Below are 22366 nucleotides of genomic sequence, written 5' to 3'. Positions count from 1 at the left end.
GAAATTCCCAAAATGGAAAAATGGACAACGCCCAGAGCTTGGCTAGTCATAATCGCGTGGCTCGCAGTTATGGTTATGGCTTTTATGGGGCTAGGTAAACTCAGCCTAAATAATGATTACAAAGTCTTTTTTAGTCAGGACAACCCAGACTTAGTGGCTTTCGAAGCCATTGAAAATAAATACAACAGCAATGACAGCGTGCTGATTGTGGTACATCCAAAATTGGGTGATGTATTTCAGCCTGAAGTATTGCAAGCGGTATTGGAACTGACTGATTACGCATGGCAAACCCCGCACTCCTATCGTGTGGATTCGATAAGCAATTATCAGTACACCTATGCGAAAAATGATGTTCTGATCGTTGAAGACTTCATCACTCAGGCCAACTTGAATCAGCCTCAAGGCTTACAAGAGAAGAAAGCGTATGCGTTAAAGCAGCCGGAGTTAGTGAACCGCTACTTGGCTCAGGATGCACACTCGACAGCGATCAATGTACTCGTCAGTTTGACCACCGAAGGGCAATCTGAAGAAGTACGTGAAATTGCTCAATTTTGGCAAGACAAGAAGCAAGAGATGGAAGCTCGGTATCCAAACCTTTCTTTCTACTTGACTGGGCAAGTGATGCAGAACGATGCGTTTGGTGAGGCCGCCCAACGTGATATGGGGAGTTTGGTTCCAGCAGCATTACTGCTGATCATTGTTGGAACGGGCATTTACCTGCGTAGTGTCTGGAGCTCAGTCGTGATGACACTCACGATCGTTTCATCCATCTTTATCGCTTTAGGATCAGCCGGGTGGCTTGGTATGGCCATTACCTCGCCATCGGCTTCTGCGCCTTTGATCATCTTAACGATGGCGGTAGCGGATTGTATCCATTTCCTGCAAGGATACCGACAAGGGATTCAAAATGGGCTGGTGAAAAAAGACGCGCTTCAGTACTCCATGCGTAAACACCGCTTACCGATCATTTTGACCAGCTTGACCACCGCGGTGGGCTTCCTTTCGATGAACTTCAGTGATTCTCCACCGTTTAACGATCTGGGTAATATCACGGCTATGGGCGTGTTCGCTGCCATGCTGTTGACCTTATTCTTGGTGCCCGCATTGCTTGCTGTGCTGCCGGTAGGCCGTCAGCGCAAAGTGAAACCGCTGCCCGTTTCAAACCCACAAGGTTCAGCAAAGCCACTAGAGCGTATTGCTCAGTGGTCAATGGTCAAACCGGGGTTGAAAATCGCGGTTGTTGTGGTGTGCAGTCTCGTTGTCGCCGCGAATATGGTTCGCAACGATATTGATGACACTCTATTCGAGTACTTCGCGGTGCGCCAAGCGAATGATTTTACCTATGCGAATCTCACTGGTGTAGCGAGTATTCAATACGCGATCAGACCGGAAAAAGGGGAGTTGGTGACATCTCCTGATTTCCTAAACAAACTCGATAGCTTTGTGGCAACCGCGCGTGAAACACAGGGTGTTTATCATGTGCAGTCACTCACTGACATCATGAAGCGTTTGAATAGCAGCTTGCACAACAATGATCCGGCTTTCTACCAATTGCCAACGGATCCCGATTTGTCTGCGCAAACCTTGCTGCTTTATGACATGTCTCTGCCTTATGGCTTAACCCTCAGCAATCAAGTTGCATTGGATAAACAAGAGCTGCGAGTGGTTGTGACGGCGAAGAAGATGTCTTCCAACGATTTGGTGAGCCTTGAAGCAAACTTACGCCAACAATTGTTAGCTCTATTTCCTGAATCCAGCATAAGCCCTGGAGTGAGTGCTGACATCATGTTTGCTCATATTGGTTACCGTAATAACGTCAGCATGTTAACGGCATCCGCGGGAGCTTTGCTGGTAATTTCATTGTTGATTGGGCTTATCTTGCGTTCAGTACGTTTAGGCTTAATTAGTCTGTTGCCTAACGTGCTACCCGCTTCCATCGCATTTGGTTTGTGGGGCATTTTGGTGGGCGAAGTTGGGCTTAGTCTGTCCGTCATTGCGAGTATGACGTTAGGTATTGTGGTCGATGACACTATCCATTTGCTCTATCGTTTCCATACTGCGCGTAAAGAAGGGCAATCAGAAAATGAGGCGATTGTGACTGCTGTCAGAGAAACAGGCGTTGCCATTATCGGTACCACTTTGGTACTCAGTGCTGGTTTCTTAGTGCTAGCAAGCAGCAGCTTTAAGATGAACGCCGATATGGGCTTGATGACGGCCATTACAATAATGATTGCACTTATATTGGATCTCTTGTTGGTTCCTGCGTTGCTCAAAGTCACAGGACAGTCGAAGAAAGCGCTGAGACAGCAAACGCAGACTGCATAACTGGGAGTTAGTGTCTCGATGATAGGCTTAGGAATTTCTAAGCCTATCCATTTTGCCACTTATTCTTTGTACCAACCGAGTTCAATCGCTTTCGCAATTGCATGGGTACGATTATGTGTTTCCAGTTTCCGATAAATGTTTTGCAGGTGGTACTTCACTGTGCGTTCACTGATGTTCAATAAGCGACTGATTTCCCAGTTGCTTTTCCCCAGTTTTAGCCATGGGAGCAGCTCGCATTCTCGATCGGTTAATGGATTGAGAGGGGGCGGCAGATGTAACTGCTGTGATTGGTGTGCGATAGAGTCTGACGCCATATATAAATGAGGAGTGAGTAAATAGAGCGTATCGATCTCATCATTGGATGGGTGTCTATTGCCAAAAGAGGTCAGAAAAATCGCTTTTTTTTCACCATGTTGGCCGGCTAGAAGCAACCTTTTACCGTAATCAGGATGATTATAGTGATCCATTAAAGCCATTATTCCTCTTCCCGATTGCAGCACAGCCTGTAGCGCGCCAAGATAAAGCACTTAAAATTTCAAGATAAATAAATTACAGAGAATCCCATAGCATGGGATGACGATTTCATTTTATCGACAATTTTCACCTAGTTGATACCTGTATCTGGATCTACAGAAAATCCTTTTGGAAGGTAAGTAGGAGTCACTTTTACCCTATCGTCCGAGACCTCTACTTTTAGTCTCATCTCTCCTGCTTGAGCTGCAAGATACGAACTAGGGGTTGATATCGGACTCCGATTATACCCGCCTATCATGTATTCGGGGGGAGACATTGGCTTGACTTCATACTTTGCAGGGTCAGCTCCATAATATTGAACATCTTGAGATTGAGCCTCCTTGTCTCCCAAAAACGCTTTCATTTTTGTTGTAAACTCTTTATCTGCCTCTCGATATCCATCGAAAATAGATGCAAAAACAGAATCAACAATGTCTGCCCCCATACTACTTGCCTCATAAGCCAAATAAGTAGGCACAATGCTACCAACAACAGATGAGGGAGAAAGAAGCCTTGGTGCTTTTGATGTTGCCTTCCCTTTCTTTACGCTACCATCAACAGATGTAGCACCACTCATGCCTCCACTTGGCATGTTCACAACATATACAGGCATCGTGCCTAAATCAGAGAAACCACCAGTAGAACCAGCAGTACTAGAACCACCCTTAACCCACCGATACGCATCAACAGACCTTTTAAATGCCATAGCTCCACCTACAGCCCATAGTGCCGTCTCACCCCACTTGAGCCAATTCTGAATGGTTTCATCATCGACAGAGTTGATCGCGTCCGCGAGTTCTTTAATCGGCTCGGCTAAGCGTTCGTTGGAAAACTTATTGAAGCTGTTATTCAAGGATGCCATAGCCGCATTCATGGTCGCGGCGTTCTTGGCGGCGGCTTCTTGGGTTGCCCCCATCTCTGCGGTGCCGCTAATCATCGAGCGCAGCAAATCTTTATTCTCTTGAGAGTAGAGAGAGGCCAAACCTTGCAAGCTGGTTTGGTCAAACACATCACCCAATTTCAATGGGTCATTCTTGGCCTTATCCAAAATTTCTAAGAGCAGTTCGACTGGCTCGCGCAGCTCTTTGGTGCCTTTTTTGAATACTTCGATGCCCTGACGGTTCAGGAACTCCACTTTCTTTTTATCGCTGAACGTGGCGAACACGGCCTGAATTGATGTCAACGATTGATCAGCGGTTCCTTTTGTCTTATTAAAAAGCTGAACAAGTGCAGACATTTGGGTAATCGCTTCTGGCCCTTTGCCTTGGTATGTAGCAAAGAGCTGTTCAGAAATATCGGCCAAGTCTTTGACGTTGACACTACCGATCGCGAACTGACCATACAGCTCATCGATGGTGTTCATCACGTCTTTGGCATCTCGGATACCTTTCTCACGGAACTGGGCAAACAGCGCACCCGTTGAACGCGCATCAGCCCCGAAGGCTTGCATGAACAAACCCATGTTCTCAAGGTTCTCTTGCACGAATTCAAAGTCACCCGTTTTCCCTAGCAGCTCGTCCACGCCTGCGGCCAACTGGTCAGTACCAATGCGGATATCCTTTTGCACTGACATCGCTTCAAGCTGCTTGGTGAGCAGGGCAACTTGATCACTAGAGAGCTTGGCGTTAGTACCAATGCGCACCATTTGCGCTTCCAGTGCCGCCACATTGCGCACGGTTGCGCCTGTCGCAAAAGCGGTAGCAAGGCCAATATAGCGGTTGCCGAGTGAGTCAATGCCACGACCTGCGGCATCTGCTGAGGTTTTGAGCAGAGTCATGGCACGATCATTCTTGCGTGCGAAGTCGCTCATTGATGCGCCATATTGCTTGGCTTTGGCCGCGAGGTTGCCTGCGAGGTTGATTGAGATGTCAGTTTTTAGCTGCTGAGCCATTGGGCATATCCTTCAGCTTGTTGTACATGTGCAGCCACCTGCAAAGTGGCATGATTTGATACGCTCTCGCGTAGCCGCTCGCCAGTGATAAGAAGAGGTCGATTACAGAACACGCCAATACCACTGCTAGACGCAATTACAGATGATCTGAAGATGTTCTAGACTGCTTTTAAATTTATTAGCGTTGCCGTTTTTTTTGCTATACGCCCACTCTTTCTGGTAAAAATCACAAACTTTAAAACCATCTTCTAAGTTAAATTTTATTACTTCCATTTCGCATACTCCTCTTTAGATTAGAGGGTTATACCAAACCATTACTTTTGTTAGGCAAGCATCGATCCCTGACTTGCGTAGTATTCCGATATTGCAAGGTTTGCAGTGAGGATCACATTCCAATCTTGAGCACTGACGTTTAGCTGACATAAGTCGAGGAACATCAAATCGACATTCTCATCACCGATTTTTGATATTGAACTCGCCGCGCTCTCGTTTAAAAGCATATAGCCTTTAAGCCCTTGGAGGTGACTATCATTAACCAAGACAACATCTGCTTGATTTTGTATATGTTGCAGTTGTTCTTCGACTAGTTGTTCAACTAAGTCGTAGGACACACTATCAATTGGGTGAAGCGTGACTTGTTTCTGTAATTTACCCTTAAAAACAATGCCATCGACTAATTGATACACATGTTCCATTTTCATTCCTTTCGCAGTCTCAGTGGCAGTGAGCCACTGAGATAATAAATCGACTGACGACTATCCAATGGACGATTCTGCATCGTACTTTTTCAGCATCTTTTCTTTATGGCTAGTAAAGTCAGAGCCTTTTAATTGACCGTATAATTCATCGAAAACGCATCCTAGGAAATAACTTTGGCGTACGCTATCTGACAATTCACTACGAATCAGTTTTTCGATCACAACAAAATCTTTCATCAACTCTACTTGCTCATCAGTTAAGACTTTGAGTTCTGATTTGATGCTGTTGTAGATGAAATTGAGTAAATTTTTTTGCGCACGTTCCACAAGTTCAGAGGCATTCTTTTTATCCAATCCAGCCTTAACTGTTAGATAATTGGAGATGTTATTGATCAAGGTTTGACATGCTTGATGCTGAGATTCCAATGATTGCAGCTCACTGGTTAGAGTTTCAGCAGAAGATTGCGATAAAGCATTCGATAACTCTTTACGCTTAGCCGCGACTTGAGCAACTAGTGTTTGTAGGCGGCGTTCTTGAGTGTTTTTTTCAGAAAATAGGTTTCTGATCTCTAGCTCTTTAGCTTCATACTCTGTTTTTGCTGAAGCCAATTCTGCTTGTAAGGTACTTAATGACATGGTTAATTTCCTATCTAGTTATGATTTTTTGAATTTGCGAATGACAGTAAAAATCGTGTTGAAACCTAACTTATATTTTTTTGAAAGTTCTCTTACCGACATACCTGACTCGTAGTCTGCAAAGATATCAATGTTTCGTTGAGTAATTCGCGCCACGCCGCCCAAAGGAAAGTAGAAAGTTCTTCCTCCTAATTGCTCACTAAGATCGAAAATAATCTTTAGAGCATCAGGTTTACCAGTACTTTGATGAATAGCTTCATCTAATGCACGGTAGAGCACTTGAGCGCTAGGAGTGAGTTTTGAAATAACAAGCAACCTTTGATTATCAGTAGGTGTCATTGATAACTCTCCTTACATGATTCGTTGAACACTGATAACGCTTAGCTAATTCAACGTAGTTGCTGCCGTTGAAGTCATTTTTCATCATTTTCTTGATAATGGTTTTTACAATAGAGTCAGGCTTAGGTAGGTAAAACTGCACACCATTGCCGTATTCCATCAATTTAAAAACCAGATGTAATGCCAACCCGTTATCTTCAATTCCTGAGTCTTCAATGACACTAAGAAAAATGTCATGAACATCGCTTAGCAGCTCTGGATATAAAGCATCACCGCTTTCAATATCATCAAAGCTAAAAAGCCCCTTGCTTAAAGCGTCAACAACTAATGGGATTGCTTTTTCTACAGCTAACATCGTTATCCTCTATTTTTAGACATCAAAGAACCTAGCGTAACCCTATCCAAATTTGCAGATAGGGCTACGCCAAGTTGATGGCAAGTGTATTGCCATTTAATGGAGAACCGACTTATCTCCATATGTCCCAACCGCAATACAAGAATAATCCTCGTTGCAGTAATAACTAAATTAACGGAAGTTGCTATTGGCAAATGGGAGTCTGGATATTGTGGGAGTCATATATAAGCGCTGATATGTGTAGGAACCATGTTTAAACCCTGTTTAAATCGCACCAGATTGATTTAAACTTTTTTAGACAAGTGAATGCTCGCATCACGGCTAGAAATTGATTTGAGGGCGTTTCAGAAAGAAATGCCTTTTCTAATGAAAAGGCATTTAAAGATTGGCTTGTTTGAAGGCGGTTTAATCTACTGGCACTTCCAGAACGCCTTCGGCTTTTAACTTCTGGTATTCATATTTCGATACCTGTCGGATACTACACCGACAAGCCGAAGTCTCTCGCATTGGAAACTCTGTCCAGTAGCGGTCATCAACAGGTAACACTAGGCCTTTGTTCTTTGTATGCACAGGACATTGCTCTTTAGTGGGGCCGAGTATGATGGTCAAGTACGGCATGACCGATTTTTGCCGTAGAGCCTGCTTCAGTTTTTGTTCGTAATGCTCGTTCATAGATAAGGCCTCTGTTTTTCATGGACGAATCCAACGACTGATCCTGAATTTGGCGGAGAATAAGCAAAACCTGTTTTGCACCTAACGCTGATACTCGTGTTGCTAGCTCATGGCTTTCAGCAGCACTCAAGTGATGATTATTCATACCAAACTTCCTTTTTGATGTCTTAGTAACTGTAACAGCTCAATTGGGTGTAATCCATCCAACAATGCTTTCAACTCCGAACACTCTAAGGGTGTTAATCCTTTTGATAGATCTGGTATGCCACCATTTAACAAAGGATTATAAACCATCCCATTTCGATCATTTCGGCACATCTGTGAAATCGTTTTGAATTGTCCACTGACAACTTGCGTTCTGAGTGTCAACTCACTGACAGCAGACCAATTACAAGATAACTGGCCTTGTTTCCACTGATTGTAAATAGACAAAATGCTATTCAAGTTACTTACCGCACAACCGAGTTTATCGTGTAAGTCTTGGCGGAACTGGACACTGGGGATGTAGTCAGCCGTATCAAAATCATTGCAATCGAAATGAACTGCACTGACTAACTCTCCAACGTTAAAGGGCAAAAGGCCATTATCATTCTGATTGTTCATGGCTACAGCTCCTTAATGATTTCTTCATTTACTTTGTCTTCGCCTAAAGAAGCACAAAGATTCATAGCTTTGGTTACCAGGTTATTGATGACCTGAGGATAAACCAAGCTTCCTGACTGGTTGCGGCGAGTTTGTAAACGCAGTTTCAAGGCAGGAACCGCACTATCATCCATGATGCGCTCATACTCACATCCTGCACGTTCAAACTTATGCTTGAGGTAAGCTTCAATATCGTTATCAAGTGGTGGAACCTCTATAACCATACAACGTCGAATAAACTCACGAAGTTCGTAATGACGACGCTCATCGAGGCGGTGAAACAACTCTGTCTGTCCAACCAATAAAATACCCAGCAGCTTTGAAAAACCATCTTCAAGTTCCCAAAAGCGCTTAAGGTACTTCATGACAGGAATCGTCAAATCATGAGCCTCTTCAATGATCAGAACGTGGCGCTGTCCTCCTTTGAATGCTGTCATAAGTAGACGTTCCACTTGTCTTGCTTTAGCTTCCATACTGCGCTTAGGTGCTTCACTACTGATATCGCTGATGATTGCATCACAAATACCTGCTGCGGTGGCGCGCGTCTTGTCGATGATTTTGGGTTGGATCACTGAAATATCGCCATCGTTATGTAGCTCATCTAGTAGCAATCGACGCAGCACGCTTTTACCTGCGCCAGAATCTCCCACAACAGCCAAAATACCTTGATTCCTTGCAACATCTTTCATCGCAGCTAAAACATATCGACTATCTTCATTCATATAGATGTCGCGAACAGCGCGAATGTCATTAATAAAAGGGTTGCGAAATAGCTTAAAGTGCTTCATAGCTTCTTGTGTTAACATAGGATTCTCCAGTTCTAACTCTCGATTTGTTTCAGTCTGGGGATCAGGTTGGTCATTGGTTGCCGCCTTTGACCAACCGCTTACTCCTTCCAGGCCGTGCGAAGCAAAAAACGCTTCGACTTTTTCTTTAAATTCTTCTGCACGTCTCTTAGGCGGTTCGTTCATTTTCACCGCTCTCTGCACTGTGCTGTAGTTCATCGCTAAATAGTCAGCCAATGCTTGTATGCTTGTGCCTGCCTTATCTAGTCGCGCTCTGAGCGTGTTCATTGCCTTTTTGCTCCCATTGTTCGGTAAAGACTTGTAGTTCATTGTCGGTCATGCCATCTGGGTATTGCTGTTTGAGCACCTTTCTCATGACAGCAAGTTCCTCTTTGGTTGGGTTCAAACGTCTTTGAAGACGGTTTAAAGCCCCAATAAACGACATTTTTTGCTCGGTTAACGGCTGTCCCTCCATACTCATTACGGTGCCACGTCTTGGCATAAATGAGGGAACAACTTGCTGCTCAATGTCTGCCATAGGATTAATTCGGCCATCGAATGCTGCTACTTTTCCTTTGCGGAGCTTCTTAATATCGCGTGGGTTGTCCGTTCCCCAAGCTTGTATGTCTAATCGCTTGCGGTTGTGATCAGCATCTGTTTCACGTACCGATTTGTGTTCAGCACCAATGATGGGCGCAAGCAAGTTGAATCCCGCAGCATCGCGCTCGATTGGCGTTGCTTCATGAGTGTGCTCTTGTCCTGAGTCGTCCACACTTATCACACGAATAGCTGGCGCTTTGTATGGATTTGCAAACACTTTCACTTCATCACCCGCAATAAGGTGCGGAATGTGAGCCAGCGAGTAATCCATTGATGCATAGCCTTTTGGTGCAAAGCTGATGCTTAGTTCGTTAGGACGCACTTTGCGAACTTCTGGCTTAGTTTGTTGCATCATGCTTTTCACCAGATTCACGTCTTTGATCAGCCGCAACTGCTCAGCCCGTATCGTTTGCCACAGCCCAAAGCGGCTATTCTTATGTCGGCTGTGCTCTTTAAGAGACTGAAAACCAATAGACCATTGCACCGCGTGTCGATTCAGCTCCTCAATAGACTGCACTGTCATAAAGGCTAGTCGCCCCTCAAAACGGCGCTCTACGAGGTTATGCGTCGATTCCACTTGACCTTTCGCCCAAGGACGACCTGGTGTGTGAGCGATATGTTTCACTTCCAGCATGTCCAACATGTGTCGCGTTTGGTGGGCGATGTTTGCAGACCCTGCGTCCCAAATTAAGATCTGAGGAACGCCGTACATCAATTCACCAGTATCACGCTCGCAGAACGCTTCCAATAGGAACTGAGTAATGGTTTCTGTGTTTTCACCTGGAGCAAGGTAGTAGCGTAAAAAGAAAGCGCCGCTGTAATGGTCTGTGGCTAAATAGCGCAATACTCGCTCATTGACGATACGGTCTAAGTTCTTTGGCTTGTTTTTGTAAAACTCATCCTTAGACATCACTTGCAATCCCTTACCGCCACGCAGGTAGTAGAGTACGCAAATCGACACGTCAAACTGCCAAGCATGATTGGGAAAAAGCGAGCGCTGACTCATGGTTGTCTCCATCATATCGAGCTGGTCAGGATGAACACGAAAGCGTTTAAAAGCGCGTAATACTGTCGATTCAGATACGTGTCTCGTGAGTTCCCCATTGGCTAATGCAATATCAACGGCATCACGAACCGTCATCAGTGCCTTGCCGCTCTCTCGCTTACTTTGGCGGATCATGTTCGAAAGCAGCTCGGTCTCTTCTTTCGTGAGAGCTAAGTCTCCGTTATCCGCTCGTGTTTTTCGCCCAGATGTCCAACCTAAATCCGTTAGCTCTTGATACAGCTTGCTTTTTGAAATACACAAGTGATCCATTGCAGCTTGAACAATAACCCCTTTTTGGCCACGCCCAGAGCGGTCAAGATCCGACATCAGACGTTTAAGATATTGTGCGCGTTCTAATTCAAGTGCATTCATCGTGGATCAGCCCTCGTTACCCAAGAACAGGCCATTTTCTGCATGCCATTGCTCTAAATGACTAAGCACGTGCGCACTAATCCCTAGGTCTGCTGATAAGGCGAGGAATCGCTCTAGGGTATGGAACAACGCATTTTCACAAGCAGCATCAATATCGGTCGGATGTGGGTTGTCATGAATCGTTTGAATCGCATCAAACAGGCGAGCCAAACCACTATCGACGGCCAGAGTTGCCACGTTCAATTGATCGAGTAACTTGCTGTTGAGTTCTTCTTCTTTCTGGCGCGCTTGTGCTGGTGAAAGCGGCGTATCGAGCTTCTTAGATAAGTCATTAATCTTCTTATCTTTATCCGCTAGCAGCCTTTCATTAGATTGTTTTTCTTGTGTCAACTTAGTGACTTCGGATTGCAGAGCTTGTTTTTCTTGGCGATGTTTTGCCGACAGCTCTTCAATGATTTCCAAGGCTTCATCGCGGTCTTGAACTTTAACCACTTCACCCTCAACAATAACGGTCAAATCTTCTTGAGGCAGTTGGCGAAGTCGGCGTAAGTCTCGGGTAGTCATACCTATTGCGCTCATTGACTCTAGAGCCTGAGCACCAAATACGTCTAAATTTTTTAGTCGTTCATCAACGGTTGATTTTGAACTGCCATAGATTTCACAAAACTCTTCCCAAGTGCCTTTTAGAACAACTAAATTACTGCCGACAGTCGAGCTTTTTGAAAAGGTGATTCCTTTTAACGCCTTGTATTTCTTAGACTCTTTGATCTCTTTCAATGCACTCAAACTCACGGCGTCGGTAATTTTTGACAGTCTTTCGGCCATCTGAGCACGCCCCAAAAGAGCACCCAAATCTACGGCTTCACCAAGTTTTGTTCCTTCACTTTGAGAAATCGTTAATGCTTCAGCGGCATTCAGTTCTTGCGCATCGCTCAATGCTTGTTGAGCTGTCATTAATTGCTTCAGTTCATCGGACATCTTATAAATCCTCTCCTGTTAACTCTCTAAATTCAGCTCCAATGCGATCAACTTCTGCGCGAACGGCGTTACGGTAGTTGAATGCCAATTGGATAAAGTGTTTTGATGGCTTCCATAACATGGAGTTTTTTTCGCCGATTGTTTCTACCCAACCGCTATCAACCAAAATTTGCAAATAGCGGTGAACGCTAGCTCTCGGGAGACCAGAAAGATCACCGAGACTCTTTAAACTCAGACCTTCAACACCATTCTCTACTAGGGTTTCAAGAAGCTTTAGAGTCAAACGAGTCGGTTTCAAATTACAACCTGAGATAGAGTGCTTATATTGGCTCATAGGCATTCACCCTTCTTATGGAGAAGCTTTTTCCATGCCCTATTCAAAGATGTTCTTGAAGGCGCTCTTTTTTTTCCAAACTTATCGATACAAGCTAGCAGGACATCTTTTTGATGAAGGAACTCAAGATCCAGACTCATGATGAAATCATGTAACTCTCTGTCCGAATCTATTTTGCTTTTGTAGTTGTTTGGAATGCGAGTTGGCTCTGGTGTTACAAACGATACCGAGCGATAAACTGAGTCCAATACATTTTTTGCCTGATAGACGTTCAACGAAGACAAGATCTTAACAATCTGTTCGTAGGCTCTTTTTTCTTTGCAACTTTTCATTAGAGCAATTTCCTTTCTAAATCAATTCGTTGTAAATACCAGAAGCAATAATTGCTTTGGTTCTTAGCTCACAAGCTTTAGGTCCATTCCAGCTTCCTAAAATCGCCGATTTAGTGTTTGCACGGTTGAAACCATGCTCTAAACACCAGCGGCTAAAAGATGTTCCTTGCTTTACAAAACCGCTTTTTAGAGCATTAAACTGTTCAACTGACAATGGTGATGTGACTTTTTTCACTTTAAACCTCCTTCGGTTTGAATTAGACTAATCCGACTAACTAGTCACAAATAATAGGCGGATAAATCTATATGTCAACAGAAATAAAGGCGGATGAGTCTACTTTTGGTGGAAGGCTTAAATCGGTTCGCACTCAACTTGGCCTTAATCAGTCTCAAATGGCAGGTCAAATAGGAGTAAGTAAAGATACGTTGAGTCGATATGAGAGAGGAGAACTGACGCCATCAATTGATGTGCTGAAAAGAATTATAGAAAGCTACTCATCGGAGGGAGTAACCGCTGACGCGTTGCTACTTGATACAAAACCATCAATTCCTACATATTGTGTAGAAAACATTGGATGGGCTACAGGTTTTAACTTTCAAAATGGTGGCGCATTTGAAATAGCTATAGGTTTTAATGACTTAGCAAGGCTTTGTGAGGCAATGATTGTTTTTACTGAAATGAATGTTCCACTTACTGAAGCTTTACTTGGAGCTGCGGATGCTCTAAAGGATGTCAATAATGGCTTTGAACCTTCTGATGATCTTTTCTTAGAAGATGTGCATGAAATAAACACAATGAGTTACCTTAAAGTGACCACCCCTATAGCTCAGCAGGCCGCAAGTTTAATACCAACCTTTATTGAGGGCGATACCAAGAAGGATAAATTGGTGGCTAAATACATGAAAGAAGTTGGTAAGGTTGAGCAGCTTAAGAGTGAAATAGCGGAACTAAAGAAAAGGCTAAAGGCACCACATTAAAATAGTATCGTTACGATGAGATTGTTTGACGGTTGTAAGTTAAACCTTATTGGAGATGGTTTAGCTTACAACTATGCAAGAAATACACTCGCCAACAGATGGGACGACCGTCTCAAAACCAATCCCCTTTAACACCTAGGTTTCCAATATAATCCCGCGACATTAGTTTATTATCTTGACGCCGATCCATTATTATCTTGGTTCTATACAACAGCCGCAACGAAAGGATCGTTTTCTGATCTTTTATGGCCAAAGCAAGTCGAAAATTGGGTTGGAGAGAATCCATAGCAGAGTGGTTCTAGAGATGAATACTCTCCAAATGTACCTAATATGCTGAATTCAAATGAAATATCTTTTTTAAGCTCATCGAACCAATGGTGTATCGATGCTGAGTTTTCTGCGCACCTAAGTTGGTTGGCTAATTCAAAAATCCGATGCTTATCCATAAGCTATTGTGTGTCCTAGCGAGTGGGTGTTGATACCAAAGATGGGTCAAACGAAGAGGTTATCTCTTTCTTATTGTGCCGTTTATCTGCAACTCCAAGTCGTTTTGGGGTATGGATTTTGAAATTTAAGTACTTGAAGCCCAATCAGTGGAGCCATTGTGATCCAATTTCTGCCAAGTGGGCAAGAGTCAAATGTCGGTTTCCTTTGCTTACACGCATTTTGGGGTGATACGAATGTTGTACAGTTCTTTTGAAGGGGAGTAGTAGGATCTCACGTCAAATTGAAAAACAGCAGTGTTATTGAATGTCATTAAATATGTGGTATTTGTTGTTAATGTTGCATTTTATCCGGTTGGATTACGAGTGTTTGATAGTGCGTTGTTCTGTTTATTTTGTTCTCCGCTATATTATTTTCTTATAGTTTTGCTCAATTCCTAGGATATATATGGCAATACCTATTCTTGTTGGTAAATAAATCTAAAATATATATCTATGCGTATTAAGGTGTGATGATGGTCAAATTTTAATTTTTCCGTGGGGTATAGAATGCGCCTGCTTTCTAAGCAAAACGACGTAGACTGGTTTCTTGATTATTTGTAACGGAGTTGTATATGAAAAAGAAATCAAAAATCATGGCACACATTCGCAGGACTCGGCACATCATGATGCCGTCTCACCGTGACTACTTTGACTACTCTTTCTTTACCCAATCGACATCTCATCTGTAACGAGTGCTTTAGACTGCTTGTCAGCTAAAGATTCGTCCTATACCTGCTTTCCTCATGTCGAGGCATTAAGGCATATCAACTGATCTTCCTTTGCGCGCTTTTGCGTGATGTTAAATCATGTTGATTTTGCCAGCTATTACCGTGACTGAGCGAATCTCTAGGTATGCCCAAGAAAAATATCATTATTAAGCAAAAGAATATTCACCCGTTCTTAGGCTGGGGCTCTCAATTATTTTTATCTCAGCCTTTGTGACTGCAATATTTATTTTGCTGAGCGAGTTCTTGCACGCTAAAAATAATTTGGCTCGGAATTCGTTTATTAAAAAATAAGAAAGGCTAAATATGAATTCATTAAAAATTGCTACGAGTTTATCGGTTCGCGCTTGCTTCGCCACTCAACGTGAAGTGGTGGATGTACTGAAAACCGACTTCTGTGACATTGGTGCAGCGGTGGTTTCCGTCGAAGACGTACAAAACGGCATCATAGATAAAATGAATGCGACCGGTTTGAAACTGCCGATCTTTGTTGCTGTGTGCTGCGAAGACCAATTTCCAGATGATTTTTGCGCAGACATTACCGGGGTATTTGAGCTGTGTGATGCCAAAGTCGAGTTCTATGGTAAGCAAGTCGAAACTGCCGTACGTCGTTATCAAGAAAGCCTGTTGCCACCTTTCTTTGGCACATTGAAAAAATACGTGGACATGGGTAACTCGACCTTTGCTTGCCCAGGCCATCAAGGCGGTCAGTTCTTCCGTAAGCACCCGGTTGGTCGCCAGTTCTTTGATTTCTTTGGTGAAACCTTGTTCCGCTCTGATATGTGTAACGCGGACGTACGTTTGGGCGACTTGCTGATCCATGAAGGCGCACCGCATGATGCACAGGCTTACGCCGCGAAAGTGTACAACGCGGATAAAACCTACTTTGTACTCAACGGCACGTCGGCCTCCAACAAAGTAGTGTGTAACGCACTGCTGACACCGGGGGATCTGGTGCTGTTTGACCGCAACAACCATAAATCCAACCACCACGGTGCGTTAATTCAAGCAGGCGCGACACCTGTTTACTTAGAAACGGCGCGTAACCCATTCGGTTTTATCGGCGGGATTGATGCGCACTGCTTTAACGAATCTTATCTGCGTGATGCGGTACGTAATGTCGACCCAAGCCGCGCGGAAGCGAAACGCCCATTCCGTCTTGCCATTATTCAGCTCGGTACTTACGACGGCACGATTTACAACGCGCGTCAGGTGGTGGATCGCATCGGTCATCTGTGTGACTACATCCTGTTTGATTCAGCGTGGGTGGGCTATGAACAGTTCATTCCAATGATGAAAGACTGCTCGCCACTTCTTCTCGATCTGAAGCCTGAAGATCCGGGCATCATCGTCACTCAGTCCGTGCATAAACAGCAGGCGAGTTTCTCACAAACTTCGCAAATCCACAAGAAAGATCACCACATCAAAGGTCAAGAGCGTTACTGCAACCATAAACGCTTTAACAACGCCTTTATGCTGCATGCTTCAACCAGCCCATTCTACCCGCTGTTTGCGGCGCTCGATGTGAACGCCAAGATGCACGAAGGGGACAGTGGCCGCTACCTATGGCGCGAAGCGGTGAAAACCGGTATTGAAGCCCGTAAGCTTCTGATGAAAAAATGCAAATACATCAAGCCGTTCATCCCACCGATGATCGAAGGTAAACCTTGGCAGTCTCACCCCACCGAGCACATTGCCGATGATTTGCGTTTCTTTGAATTTGAACCGGGTCAGAAATGGCATGCGTTTGAAGGTTACGAACATGGTCAGTATTTCGTTGACCCTTGTAAGTTCCTGCTGACCACACCGGGGATTGACCCTGAAACCGGCGAATACGAGCACTTTGGTATTCCGGCCACCATACTGGCCAACTTCCTGCGTGAGAACAACATCATCCCAGAGAAGTGCGATTTGAACTCGATCCTCTTCCTGCTCACCCCAGCAGAAGATATGGCGAAGATGCAGCATTTAGTGGCGCAAATTGCGCGTTTTGAACGCTTAATTGAAGAAGATGCACCACTGAGCGAAGTGTTACCTAACGTGTACCGCGCGAATCGCGAACGCTACAAAGGCTACACCATCCGTCAGTTGTGTCAGGAAATGCACGATCTGTATGTCAGCCGTGATGTAAAACAGCTGCAAAAAGAGATGTTCCGCGCGCGTTACTTCCCACGCGCGGTGATGAACCCACAAGAAGCAAACTTGGCCTTTGTTCGTGGTCAGGTTGAGCTAGTCCCACTGCGTGAAGTGGAAGGCCGTATCGCCGCTGAAGGCGCACTGCCTTACCCTCCGGGCGTGTTGTGTGTGGTTCCGGGAGAAATATGGGGCGGTTCAGTACAGCGTTACTTCCTCGCTCTAGAAGAAGGGATCAACTTGCTACCGGGCTTTGCGCCTGAATTGCAAGGGGTGTATCTGGAGCCGACAGGTGAGGGACGAGTACAGGCAATGGGCTATGTACTGAAACGTTAATCGGGGCATCGGGGCAGAGGTTTCTGCCCCGATGACAAGACGAAAAGACCCATAGAAGGGGAATATCATGAGTAAATCCAATAACAAAATTGGTGTAGTGCAACTCACCATTCTGACTATCGTTAACATGATGGGGTCGGGCATCATTATGCTCCCGACTCAGCTTGCCCAAGTCGGTACCATTTCTATCTTATCTTGGTTAGTCACTGCCGCAGGCTCAACTGCCTTGGCGTTTGCCTTTGCAAAATGCGGTATGTTCAGTAAAAAATCCGGCGGTATGGGTGGTTACGCCGAATACGCGTTTGGCCGCAGCGGCAACTTTATGGCTAACTATACCTACGCGGTTTCTTTGTTGATTGCCAACGTGGCGATAGCCATTTCCGCTGTCGGCTATGCCGATGTACTGTTTAACTTCCACCTCACCCCGATTGAAACTTGTATTGCCACAATTTTGGTATTGTGGGTGGCAACTGTGGCCAACTTTGGCGGTGCACGAATTACTGGCCAAGTATCGAGTGTGACTGTTTGGGGCATCATCATTCCCGTGATTGGGGTATCAATCATCGGTTGGTACTGGTTTGATTTTGATCTGTACCGTGAAGCATGGAACCCACATGGCTTGCCATTCTTCCAAGCGCTAGGTGGCTCAATTGCGATGACTTTGTGGGCATTCTTGGGTTTGGAATCGGCTTGTGCTAACGCAGAAGCGGTGGAAAACCCAGAGAAAAACGTACCGATTGCGGTCATGGGCGGCACCTTGGGGGCTGCGGTGATTTACATCATCTCAACCAACGTGATTGCCGGGATTGTACCAAACGCCGATCTGGCTAACTCGAACGCACCCTTTGGTCTGGCTTTTGCGCAGATGTTTAACCCAACCATGGGTGCGATTGTCATGGCGTGTGCGATCGTGTCTTGCACTGGCTCACTGCTTGGCTGGCAATTTACCATCGCGCAAGTGTTTAAAGCCTCGGCCGATGAAGGTTTCTTCCCTAAATTGTTCTCTAAAGTGACCAAAGCCGATGCTCCAGTGGTGGGTATGCTGACCATCGTGTGTATTCAAACTGTGTTGAGTTTGATGACCATCAGCCCATCACTTAATAAGCAGTTTGAGGCGTTAGTGAATTTGGCGGTAGTGACCAACATCATTCCGTACATCCTCTCTATGGCCGCGCTAGGCGTGATGCAAAAGCAGCTCAATGTGCCTGTCAGCCAAGCGAAAGTAGCCAACGTGATGGCCTTTATTGGTGCCATGTACAGCTTCTATGCGTTGTACAGTTCAGGTGAAACCGCGGTCATGCTAGGCTCGATTGCCACCTTCTTCGGTTGGGTGCTGTACGGTGCGATCTCTCGCTCACAGCAAAATACCCCATTGAAACACGCCTGATCGGGTTTAAAGCTTAAGCTATCAGGTCAACAGCGCAGCGAGTCTGCGCTGTTTTTCTATCCGCGCTGTTTTCTCTCTGATGTTCTTTTTATCGACTTTTCTTGCTCAAAAACGGTGATATTCAAAACAAGTTTATCCATAACGCTTTTCACCGCCTGTTGAACTGACTACACTAAGCGGCGTTTCAGAATCGTCTGAAGCGCAACAATATTCTCAGGGCGGGGCGAAATTCCCCACCGGTGGTATGCCGCAAGGCGAGCCCACGAGCGCTCGATTCGTCGAGGTCAGCAGATCTGGTGAGAAGCCAGAGCCGACGGTTACAGTCCGGATGAGAGAGAATGACAAACACACTGAATCTCAAGGTGCGGTGTTGCTACATCTTTCGGTTTTCAGTGCTTTTCGTTTTGGATTTTGATCCCTCATAAGCCCTGATTCTGGTCATTTTTTGGAGTATTACCATGAATCAGTCCTCATTACTTGCCGAATTCGGCGACCCAATGACTCGTGTAGAAAACGCACTGCAAGCCTTACGTGAAGGGCGTGGTGTGCTGCTGCTCGATGATGAAGATCGCGAAAACGAAGGCGATATTATCTACGCAGTAGAATCTCTTACTACAGCGCAAATGGCGCTGATGATCCGTGAATGCAGCGGCATCGTCTGTTTGTGTCTGACTGAAGCGCAAGCCGATCGCTTAGCCCTACCGCCTATGGTGGTGAACAACAACAGTGCGAACCAAACGGCGTTCACCGTATCGATTGAAGCCAAACACGGTGTGACCACGGGGGTTTCGGCGCAAGATCGCGTCACCACCATCAAAACTGCCGCCAACCCACAAGCGAAGCCGGAAGATTTGGCACGCCCCGGCCATGTATTCCCACTGCGTGCTCGTGCGGGCGGGGTATTGGCGCGTCGTGGTCATACCGAAGGTACGGTTGATTTGATGCAGATGGCGGGCTTACAGCCAGCCGGTGTATTGTGTGAACTGACCAACCCAGATGGCAGCATGGCAAAAACGCCAGAAATCATCGAGTTTGGCAAACTGCACAATATGCCCGTGTTGACCATTGAAGATATGGTGCAATACCGCCTTCAGTTTGATCTAAAACTGGCTTAAGCGAAGAAAAACAGCCCTGACGAACAGATTCATCAGGGCTGTTGGTTATTGATGAGGGCAGGGATTACCACCCTGCTTCTTGGTGATCAATCTCGTTATGGATCAGCGTGACACACTGTGAAGCAAACAGCATTTTTGGCCCAAGGCTGATTTTTTCTACCCCGAGACGCTTCATCGAGTTACCGCTCTTTTTCGGCATCGGGATATGGTCGGTCAGAATAAAACACGGGTTCGGGCCAATCTTAATATCACGAATGGAATCGCCTTTTTTATCCATCATGTACAGCGAATGATGCTCTGCCAACTCACCGAGTAGCGCTTCAAAACTGATAGTGCGCACGGTCAATCCCGGCTGAACCACACGAGTTTGTTCTTTGCCCATACCAACAGAGGCATCCAGCGCTTTCACCAATAGGGCAATCAACGCCGCTTCATGGAACCCGCCCACATCACTGATTTCATTGGCTTCGACGGTGATGGTGCGTGAATAATCGCGCGTACTTTCCAATACCAGGTGAATCACCACATCTTCACGATGCGACTGCGCGGTAAACAGGCTGTTCATCATGCAGTGTGCCAAAATTTCGGTATGGCATTTGCCACCAATTTCGTCCAGTAGGCGTTGGCTATCGGTCGGTGCGGAGCGAGCTCGAAGGATAAAACTGCGCATGGTATTTCTCATTCGTTGTCATTTAAAGTGCGGTATTGTCGCTAAGCGCGCTGAACTTGACCAGTCTTTTATGCTGCCGTTTTGCGAGAGCCGTGACTCGCCGATTTATTCGATGACGCCCTGCTCAAAATAACGCTTACTGAACTCAATAAACCGCTTTAAGCGCACCGGTTGATATTTGTCTTTATGGTAGATAAGGGAAAACCCAACGCTTGGGATATGCCAATCCTGAAACACTTCGACCAATTCACCGCGGGCGATCTCTTGGTGGCAGTAGAAAGTGGGTACGCGAATGATGCCGTTATGCGCCAATGCCGCTCGAACTAACACTCGGCCGTTTTTACACTGTAAATCTCCATCGACAGGCACATCGAGAGTTTGCTTCGTTTCTTGGTGTTGGTAGCTCCAACGTTTTACCGAACCGGTTAAGCAGCGATGCTCGGCGAGCTGCTTGGGATGTTGAGGTTGACCACACTGCGTAAAGTACACGGGGCTCGCGAGCGTGCTCATACGGATTTCGGTAAGTTTACGCGCCACAAAGCTGGCATCTTCTAATTTGCCCATTCGAAATGCCACGTCAAATCCTTCTTCAATCAAATCAACACGATGACTACTGAAATCAAGGTGAATACGCACATCGGGGTTTTCCTGCATAAAAGCACTGCAAATGTCGGCAATTAACTCTTCCCCAATATGCCCGCCCACACTGTTGATGCGTAGCTCCCCGCGCGCTTCTTGCACATCATCCACAGCCGCTAATACGGCTTGTTCAATACTGCTCAGGGCTTGCTCGCATTGACGATAGAAGATCTCTCCTGCATCCGTGAGCGAAAGGCTGCGTGTGGTTCGCGTGACAAGGGTGACGCCCATGCTGTTTTCTAACTGGCTCAGTTGGCGTGAAACATGTGAGCGAGAAACCTCCAGCTCTTCCGCGGCCTTAGTGAAATTGCCGAGTTTGGCAATCAGTACAAAGGCGCGAATGTCGGCCAGATTGAGTTGGTTAAGTTGCATTGAGAGCCCTTTTATTTGTCATTGTATGGCAACAGTTTGTGAACCTGTCGACTATATATCAACAATCGGCTTTCGCCTAGACTGCACGCATTGCAACGAACTCCTGTGTTCAGGAGACTTTTCTCAGAATCAATGAGGTAATCCTATGAAATCATTAGTCGTTATTACAGGTGCAAGTTCTGGTATTGGTGAAGCTATCGCACGCCGTTTCAGTGAAGCGGGTCATCCATTGCTGTTGGTGGCACGCCGTGTGGAACGTTTAGAGGCGCTGAATCTGCCCAATACACTGTGTGAAAAAGTGGATGTGACGGAGGCCGCGACCTTAGTGGCTGCGATTGCGAAAGCCGAAGCGCTGTATGGCCCTGCGGATCTGCTGGTGAACAATGCCGGTGTCATGCTGCTTGGGCAGATTGATACTCAAGAAGCGAATGAATGGAAGCGCATGTTTGATGTGAATGTGCTAGGCCTGCTCAATGGTATGCACGCCGTGTTGGCCGATATGAAAGATCGCAACCACGGTACGATCGTGAACATCAGTTCTATTGCGGGTAAGAAAACTTTCCCGAATCATGCGGCTTACTGTGGAACTAAGTTTGCGGTACATGCGATTTCTGAAAACGTGCGTGAGGAAGTGGCCGCCAGCAATGTGCGCGTGACCACGATTGCACCAGGAGCGGTAGAAACGGAACTGCTTTCACACACTACATCAAGCGAAATTAAAGACGGCTATGACGCTTGGAAAGTGGATATGGGCGGTGTGTTGGCCGCGGATGATGTGGCGCGTGCGGTGCTGTTTGCATATCAGCAGCCACAAAGCGTGTGCATTCGTGAGATTGCGTTGGCACCGACCAAACAACAACCATAGTTCATTACGAAAGATGTATTGATCCCACACTTGGATGATTGAAGAAAGCGACTCGACAGGGTCGCTTTTCTTTTGCCAATAAATTCAGTTTGTTGAGTTTGGACCGCGCAATCTACTACAACTTTTGTTGCATTTTTTTTTGTG

At 45.7% G+C, this 22366-nt stretch carries 23 protein-coding genes, 1 pseudogene and 1 riboswitch; of the genes and pseudogenes, 7 read left to right on the top strand and 17 right to left on the bottom strand.

The genetic code is table 11. The features are described from left to right. The first annotated feature begins 12 nt into the window (after positions 1-12). Positions 13-2325, top strand: a complete 2313-nt coding sequence (locus VOA_RS09235) for an efflux RND transporter permease subunit (protein ID WP_000417051.1) — start codon at positions 13-15, stop codon at positions 2323-2325. Positions 2326-2384: 59 nt separating this feature from the next. On the opposite strand, the gene VOA_RS0117830 is transcribed toward VOA_RS09235, so the two are convergent. The 14 genes from VOA_RS0117830 to VOA_RS09270 all read right to left on the bottom strand — a co-directional run bounded on the left by VOA_RS0117830 (position 2385) and on the right by VOA_RS09270 (position 12752). Continuing rightward, on the bottom strand, positions 2385-2792 hold the full coding sequence (locus tag VOA_RS0117830; RefSeq protein ID WP_232202787.1) for a response regulator transcription factor: 408 nt from the start codon (positions 2790-2792) through the stop codon (positions 2385-2387). Positions 2793-2929: 137 nt separating this feature from the next. Continuing rightward, positions 2930-4729, bottom strand: coding sequence for a hypothetical protein (locus VOA_RS09240; protein ID WP_000068602.1), 1800 nt, complete (start codon positions 4727-4729; stop codon positions 2930-2932). Positions 4730-5052: 323 nt separating this feature from the next. Further along, positions 5053-5424, bottom strand: coding sequence for a hypothetical protein (locus tag VOA_RS0117825; protein ID WP_000401422.1), 372 nt, complete (start codon positions 5422-5424; stop codon positions 5053-5055). A gap of 60 nt (positions 5425-5484) precedes the next feature. Then, on the bottom strand, positions 5485-6063 hold the full coding sequence (locus tag VOA_RS09245; RefSeq protein WP_000059472.1) for a hypothetical protein: 579 nt from the start codon (positions 6061-6063) through the stop codon (positions 5485-5487). An 18-nt stretch (positions 6064-6081) separates the two neighbouring features. Further along, on the bottom strand, positions 6082-6402 hold the full coding sequence (locus VOA_RS0117820; protein ID WP_000189109.1) for a Mor transcription activator family protein: 321 nt from the start codon (positions 6400-6402) through the stop codon (positions 6082-6084). Then, the gene (locus VOA_RS09250) at positions 6389-6757 is read right to left on the bottom strand and encodes a Mor transcription activator family protein (RefSeq protein ID WP_000881595.1); all 369 of its coding nucleotides are present in this window, start codon (positions 6755-6757) and stop codon (positions 6389-6391) included. The genes VOA_RS0117820 and VOA_RS09250 overlap by 14 nt, the downstream gene beginning before the upstream one ends. A gap of 405 nt (positions 6758-7162) precedes the next feature. Beyond that, entirely contained in the window at positions 7163-7429 is a 267-nt protein-coding gene (locus tag VOA_RS19135) for a hypothetical protein (protein WP_001881557.1), read from the bottom strand. Between the two features lie 141 nt (positions 7430-7570). Beyond that, complete coding sequence (locus VOA_RS09255) at positions 7571-8032, bottom strand: hypothetical protein (protein WP_001064710.1); 462 nt, start codon at positions 8030-8032, stop codon at positions 7571-7573. Positions 8033-8034: 2 nt separating this feature from the next. After that, on the bottom strand, positions 8035-9144 hold the full coding sequence (locus VOA_RS0117810; protein WP_001094672.1) for an ExeA family protein: 1110 nt from the start codon (positions 9142-9144) through the stop codon (positions 8035-8037). Beyond that, positions 9116-10873 (bottom strand): DDE-type integrase/transposase/recombinase, encoded by a 1758-nt coding sequence (locus tag VOA_RS09260; RefSeq protein ID WP_000992438.1) that lies wholly within the window; start codon positions 10871-10873, stop codon positions 9116-9118. Before VOA_RS09260 ends, VOA_RS0117810 begins: the two co-directional genes overlap by 29 nt. 6 nt (positions 10874-10879) lie before the next feature. Beyond that, entirely contained in the window at positions 10880-11851 is a 972-nt protein-coding gene (locus VOA_RS09265) for a hypothetical protein (protein ID WP_001278802.1), read from the bottom strand. A 1-nt stretch (position 11852) separates the two neighbouring features. Beyond that, the gene (locus VOA_RS20390) at positions 11853-12185 is read right to left on the bottom strand and encodes a helix-turn-helix domain-containing protein (RefSeq protein ID WP_000084978.1); all 333 of its coding nucleotides are present in this window, start codon (positions 12183-12185) and stop codon (positions 11853-11855) included. Then, positions 12182-12517 (bottom strand): hypothetical protein, encoded by a 336-nt coding sequence (locus VOA_RS0117800; protein ID WP_000833776.1) that lies wholly within the window; start codon positions 12515-12517, stop codon positions 12182-12184. The genes VOA_RS20390 and VOA_RS0117800 overlap by 4 nt, the downstream gene beginning before the upstream one ends. A gap of 16 nt (positions 12518-12533) precedes the next feature. Next, positions 12534-12752, bottom strand: a complete 219-nt coding sequence (locus VOA_RS09270; protein WP_000758146.1) for a hypothetical protein — start codon at positions 12750-12752, stop codon at positions 12534-12536. 71 nt (positions 12753-12823) lie between these two features. Here VOA_RS09270 and VOA_RS09275 point away from each other — a divergent pair, with 71 nt between their 5' ends. The 4 genes from VOA_RS09275 to potE all read left to right on the top strand — a co-directional run bounded on the left by VOA_RS09275 (position 12824) and on the right by potE (position 18561). After that, complete coding sequence (locus VOA_RS09275) at positions 12824-13495, top strand: helix-turn-helix domain-containing protein (protein WP_000102477.1); 672 nt, start codon at positions 12824-12826, stop codon at positions 13493-13495. Between the two features lie 1057 nt (positions 13496-14552). Beyond that, entirely contained in the window at positions 14553-14669 is a 117-nt protein-coding gene (speFL, locus tag VOA_RS19130) for a leader peptide SpeFL (protein ID WP_001893294.1), read from the top strand. Positions 14670-15011: 342 nt separating this feature from the next. Beyond that, on the top strand, positions 15012-17174 hold the full coding sequence (gene speF / locus VOA_RS09280; RefSeq protein ID WP_001086675.1) for an ornithine decarboxylase SpeF: 2163 nt from the start codon (positions 15012-15014) through the stop codon (positions 17172-17174). Between the two features lie 67 nt (positions 17175-17241). After that, positions 17242-18561 carry a putrescine-ornithine antiporter gene (potE, locus tag VOA_RS09285; protein ID WP_000045957.1) on the top strand — a complete coding sequence of 440 codons (1320 nt, stop codon included), beginning with the start codon at positions 17242-17244 and terminating at the stop codon, positions 18559-18561. A 21-nt stretch (positions 18562-18582) separates the two neighbouring features. Here the strand turns inward: potE and VOA_RS19770 are convergent. Beyond that, a pseudogene (locus VOA_RS19770) lies at positions 18583-18713 on the bottom strand (histidine kinase). A gap of 53 nt (positions 18714-18766) precedes the next feature. Beyond that, positions 18767-18905: riboswitch (FMN riboswitch) on the top strand. Positions 18906-19019: 114 nt separating this feature from the next. Between VOA_RS19770 and ribB the strand changes: the two are divergent. Next, positions 19020-19676: a 3,4-dihydroxy-2-butanone-4-phosphate synthase gene (gene ribB, locus VOA_RS09290; protein ID WP_001076653.1), complete on the top strand. Its 657-nt coding sequence runs from the start codon at positions 19020-19022 to the stop codon at positions 19674-19676. A gap of 64 nt (positions 19677-19740) precedes the next feature. Here the strand turns inward: ribB and trmY are convergent, their stop codons facing one another. Next, positions 19741-20346: a tRNA (pseudouridine(54)-N(1))-methyltransferase TrmY gene (gene trmY, locus VOA_RS09295; RefSeq protein WP_001256106.1), complete on the bottom strand. Its 606-nt coding sequence runs from the start codon at positions 20344-20346 to the stop codon at positions 19741-19743. A 105-nt stretch (positions 20347-20451) separates the two neighbouring features. Then, positions 20452-21357, bottom strand: coding sequence for a LysR family transcriptional regulator (locus VOA_RS09300; protein WP_001176688.1), 906 nt, complete (start codon positions 21355-21357; stop codon positions 20452-20454). A gap of 145 nt (positions 21358-21502) precedes the next feature. On the opposite strand from VOA_RS09300, the gene VOA_RS09305 reads away from it, so the two are divergent. Further along, positions 21503-22222 carry an SDR family oxidoreductase gene (locus tag VOA_RS09305; RefSeq protein ID WP_000839392.1) on the top strand — a complete coding sequence of 240 codons (720 nt, stop codon included), beginning with the start codon at positions 21503-21505 and terminating at the stop codon, positions 22220-22222. Positions 22223-22366: the final 144 nt, after the last annotated feature.

This window comes from Vibrio sp. RC586 (genome assembly GCF_000176715.1).
Taxonomy (GTDB): Bacteria; Pseudomonadota; Gammaproteobacteria; order Enterobacterales; family Vibrionaceae; genus Vibrio.
This window is presented reverse-complemented; position numbering and strand designations above follow the sequence as displayed.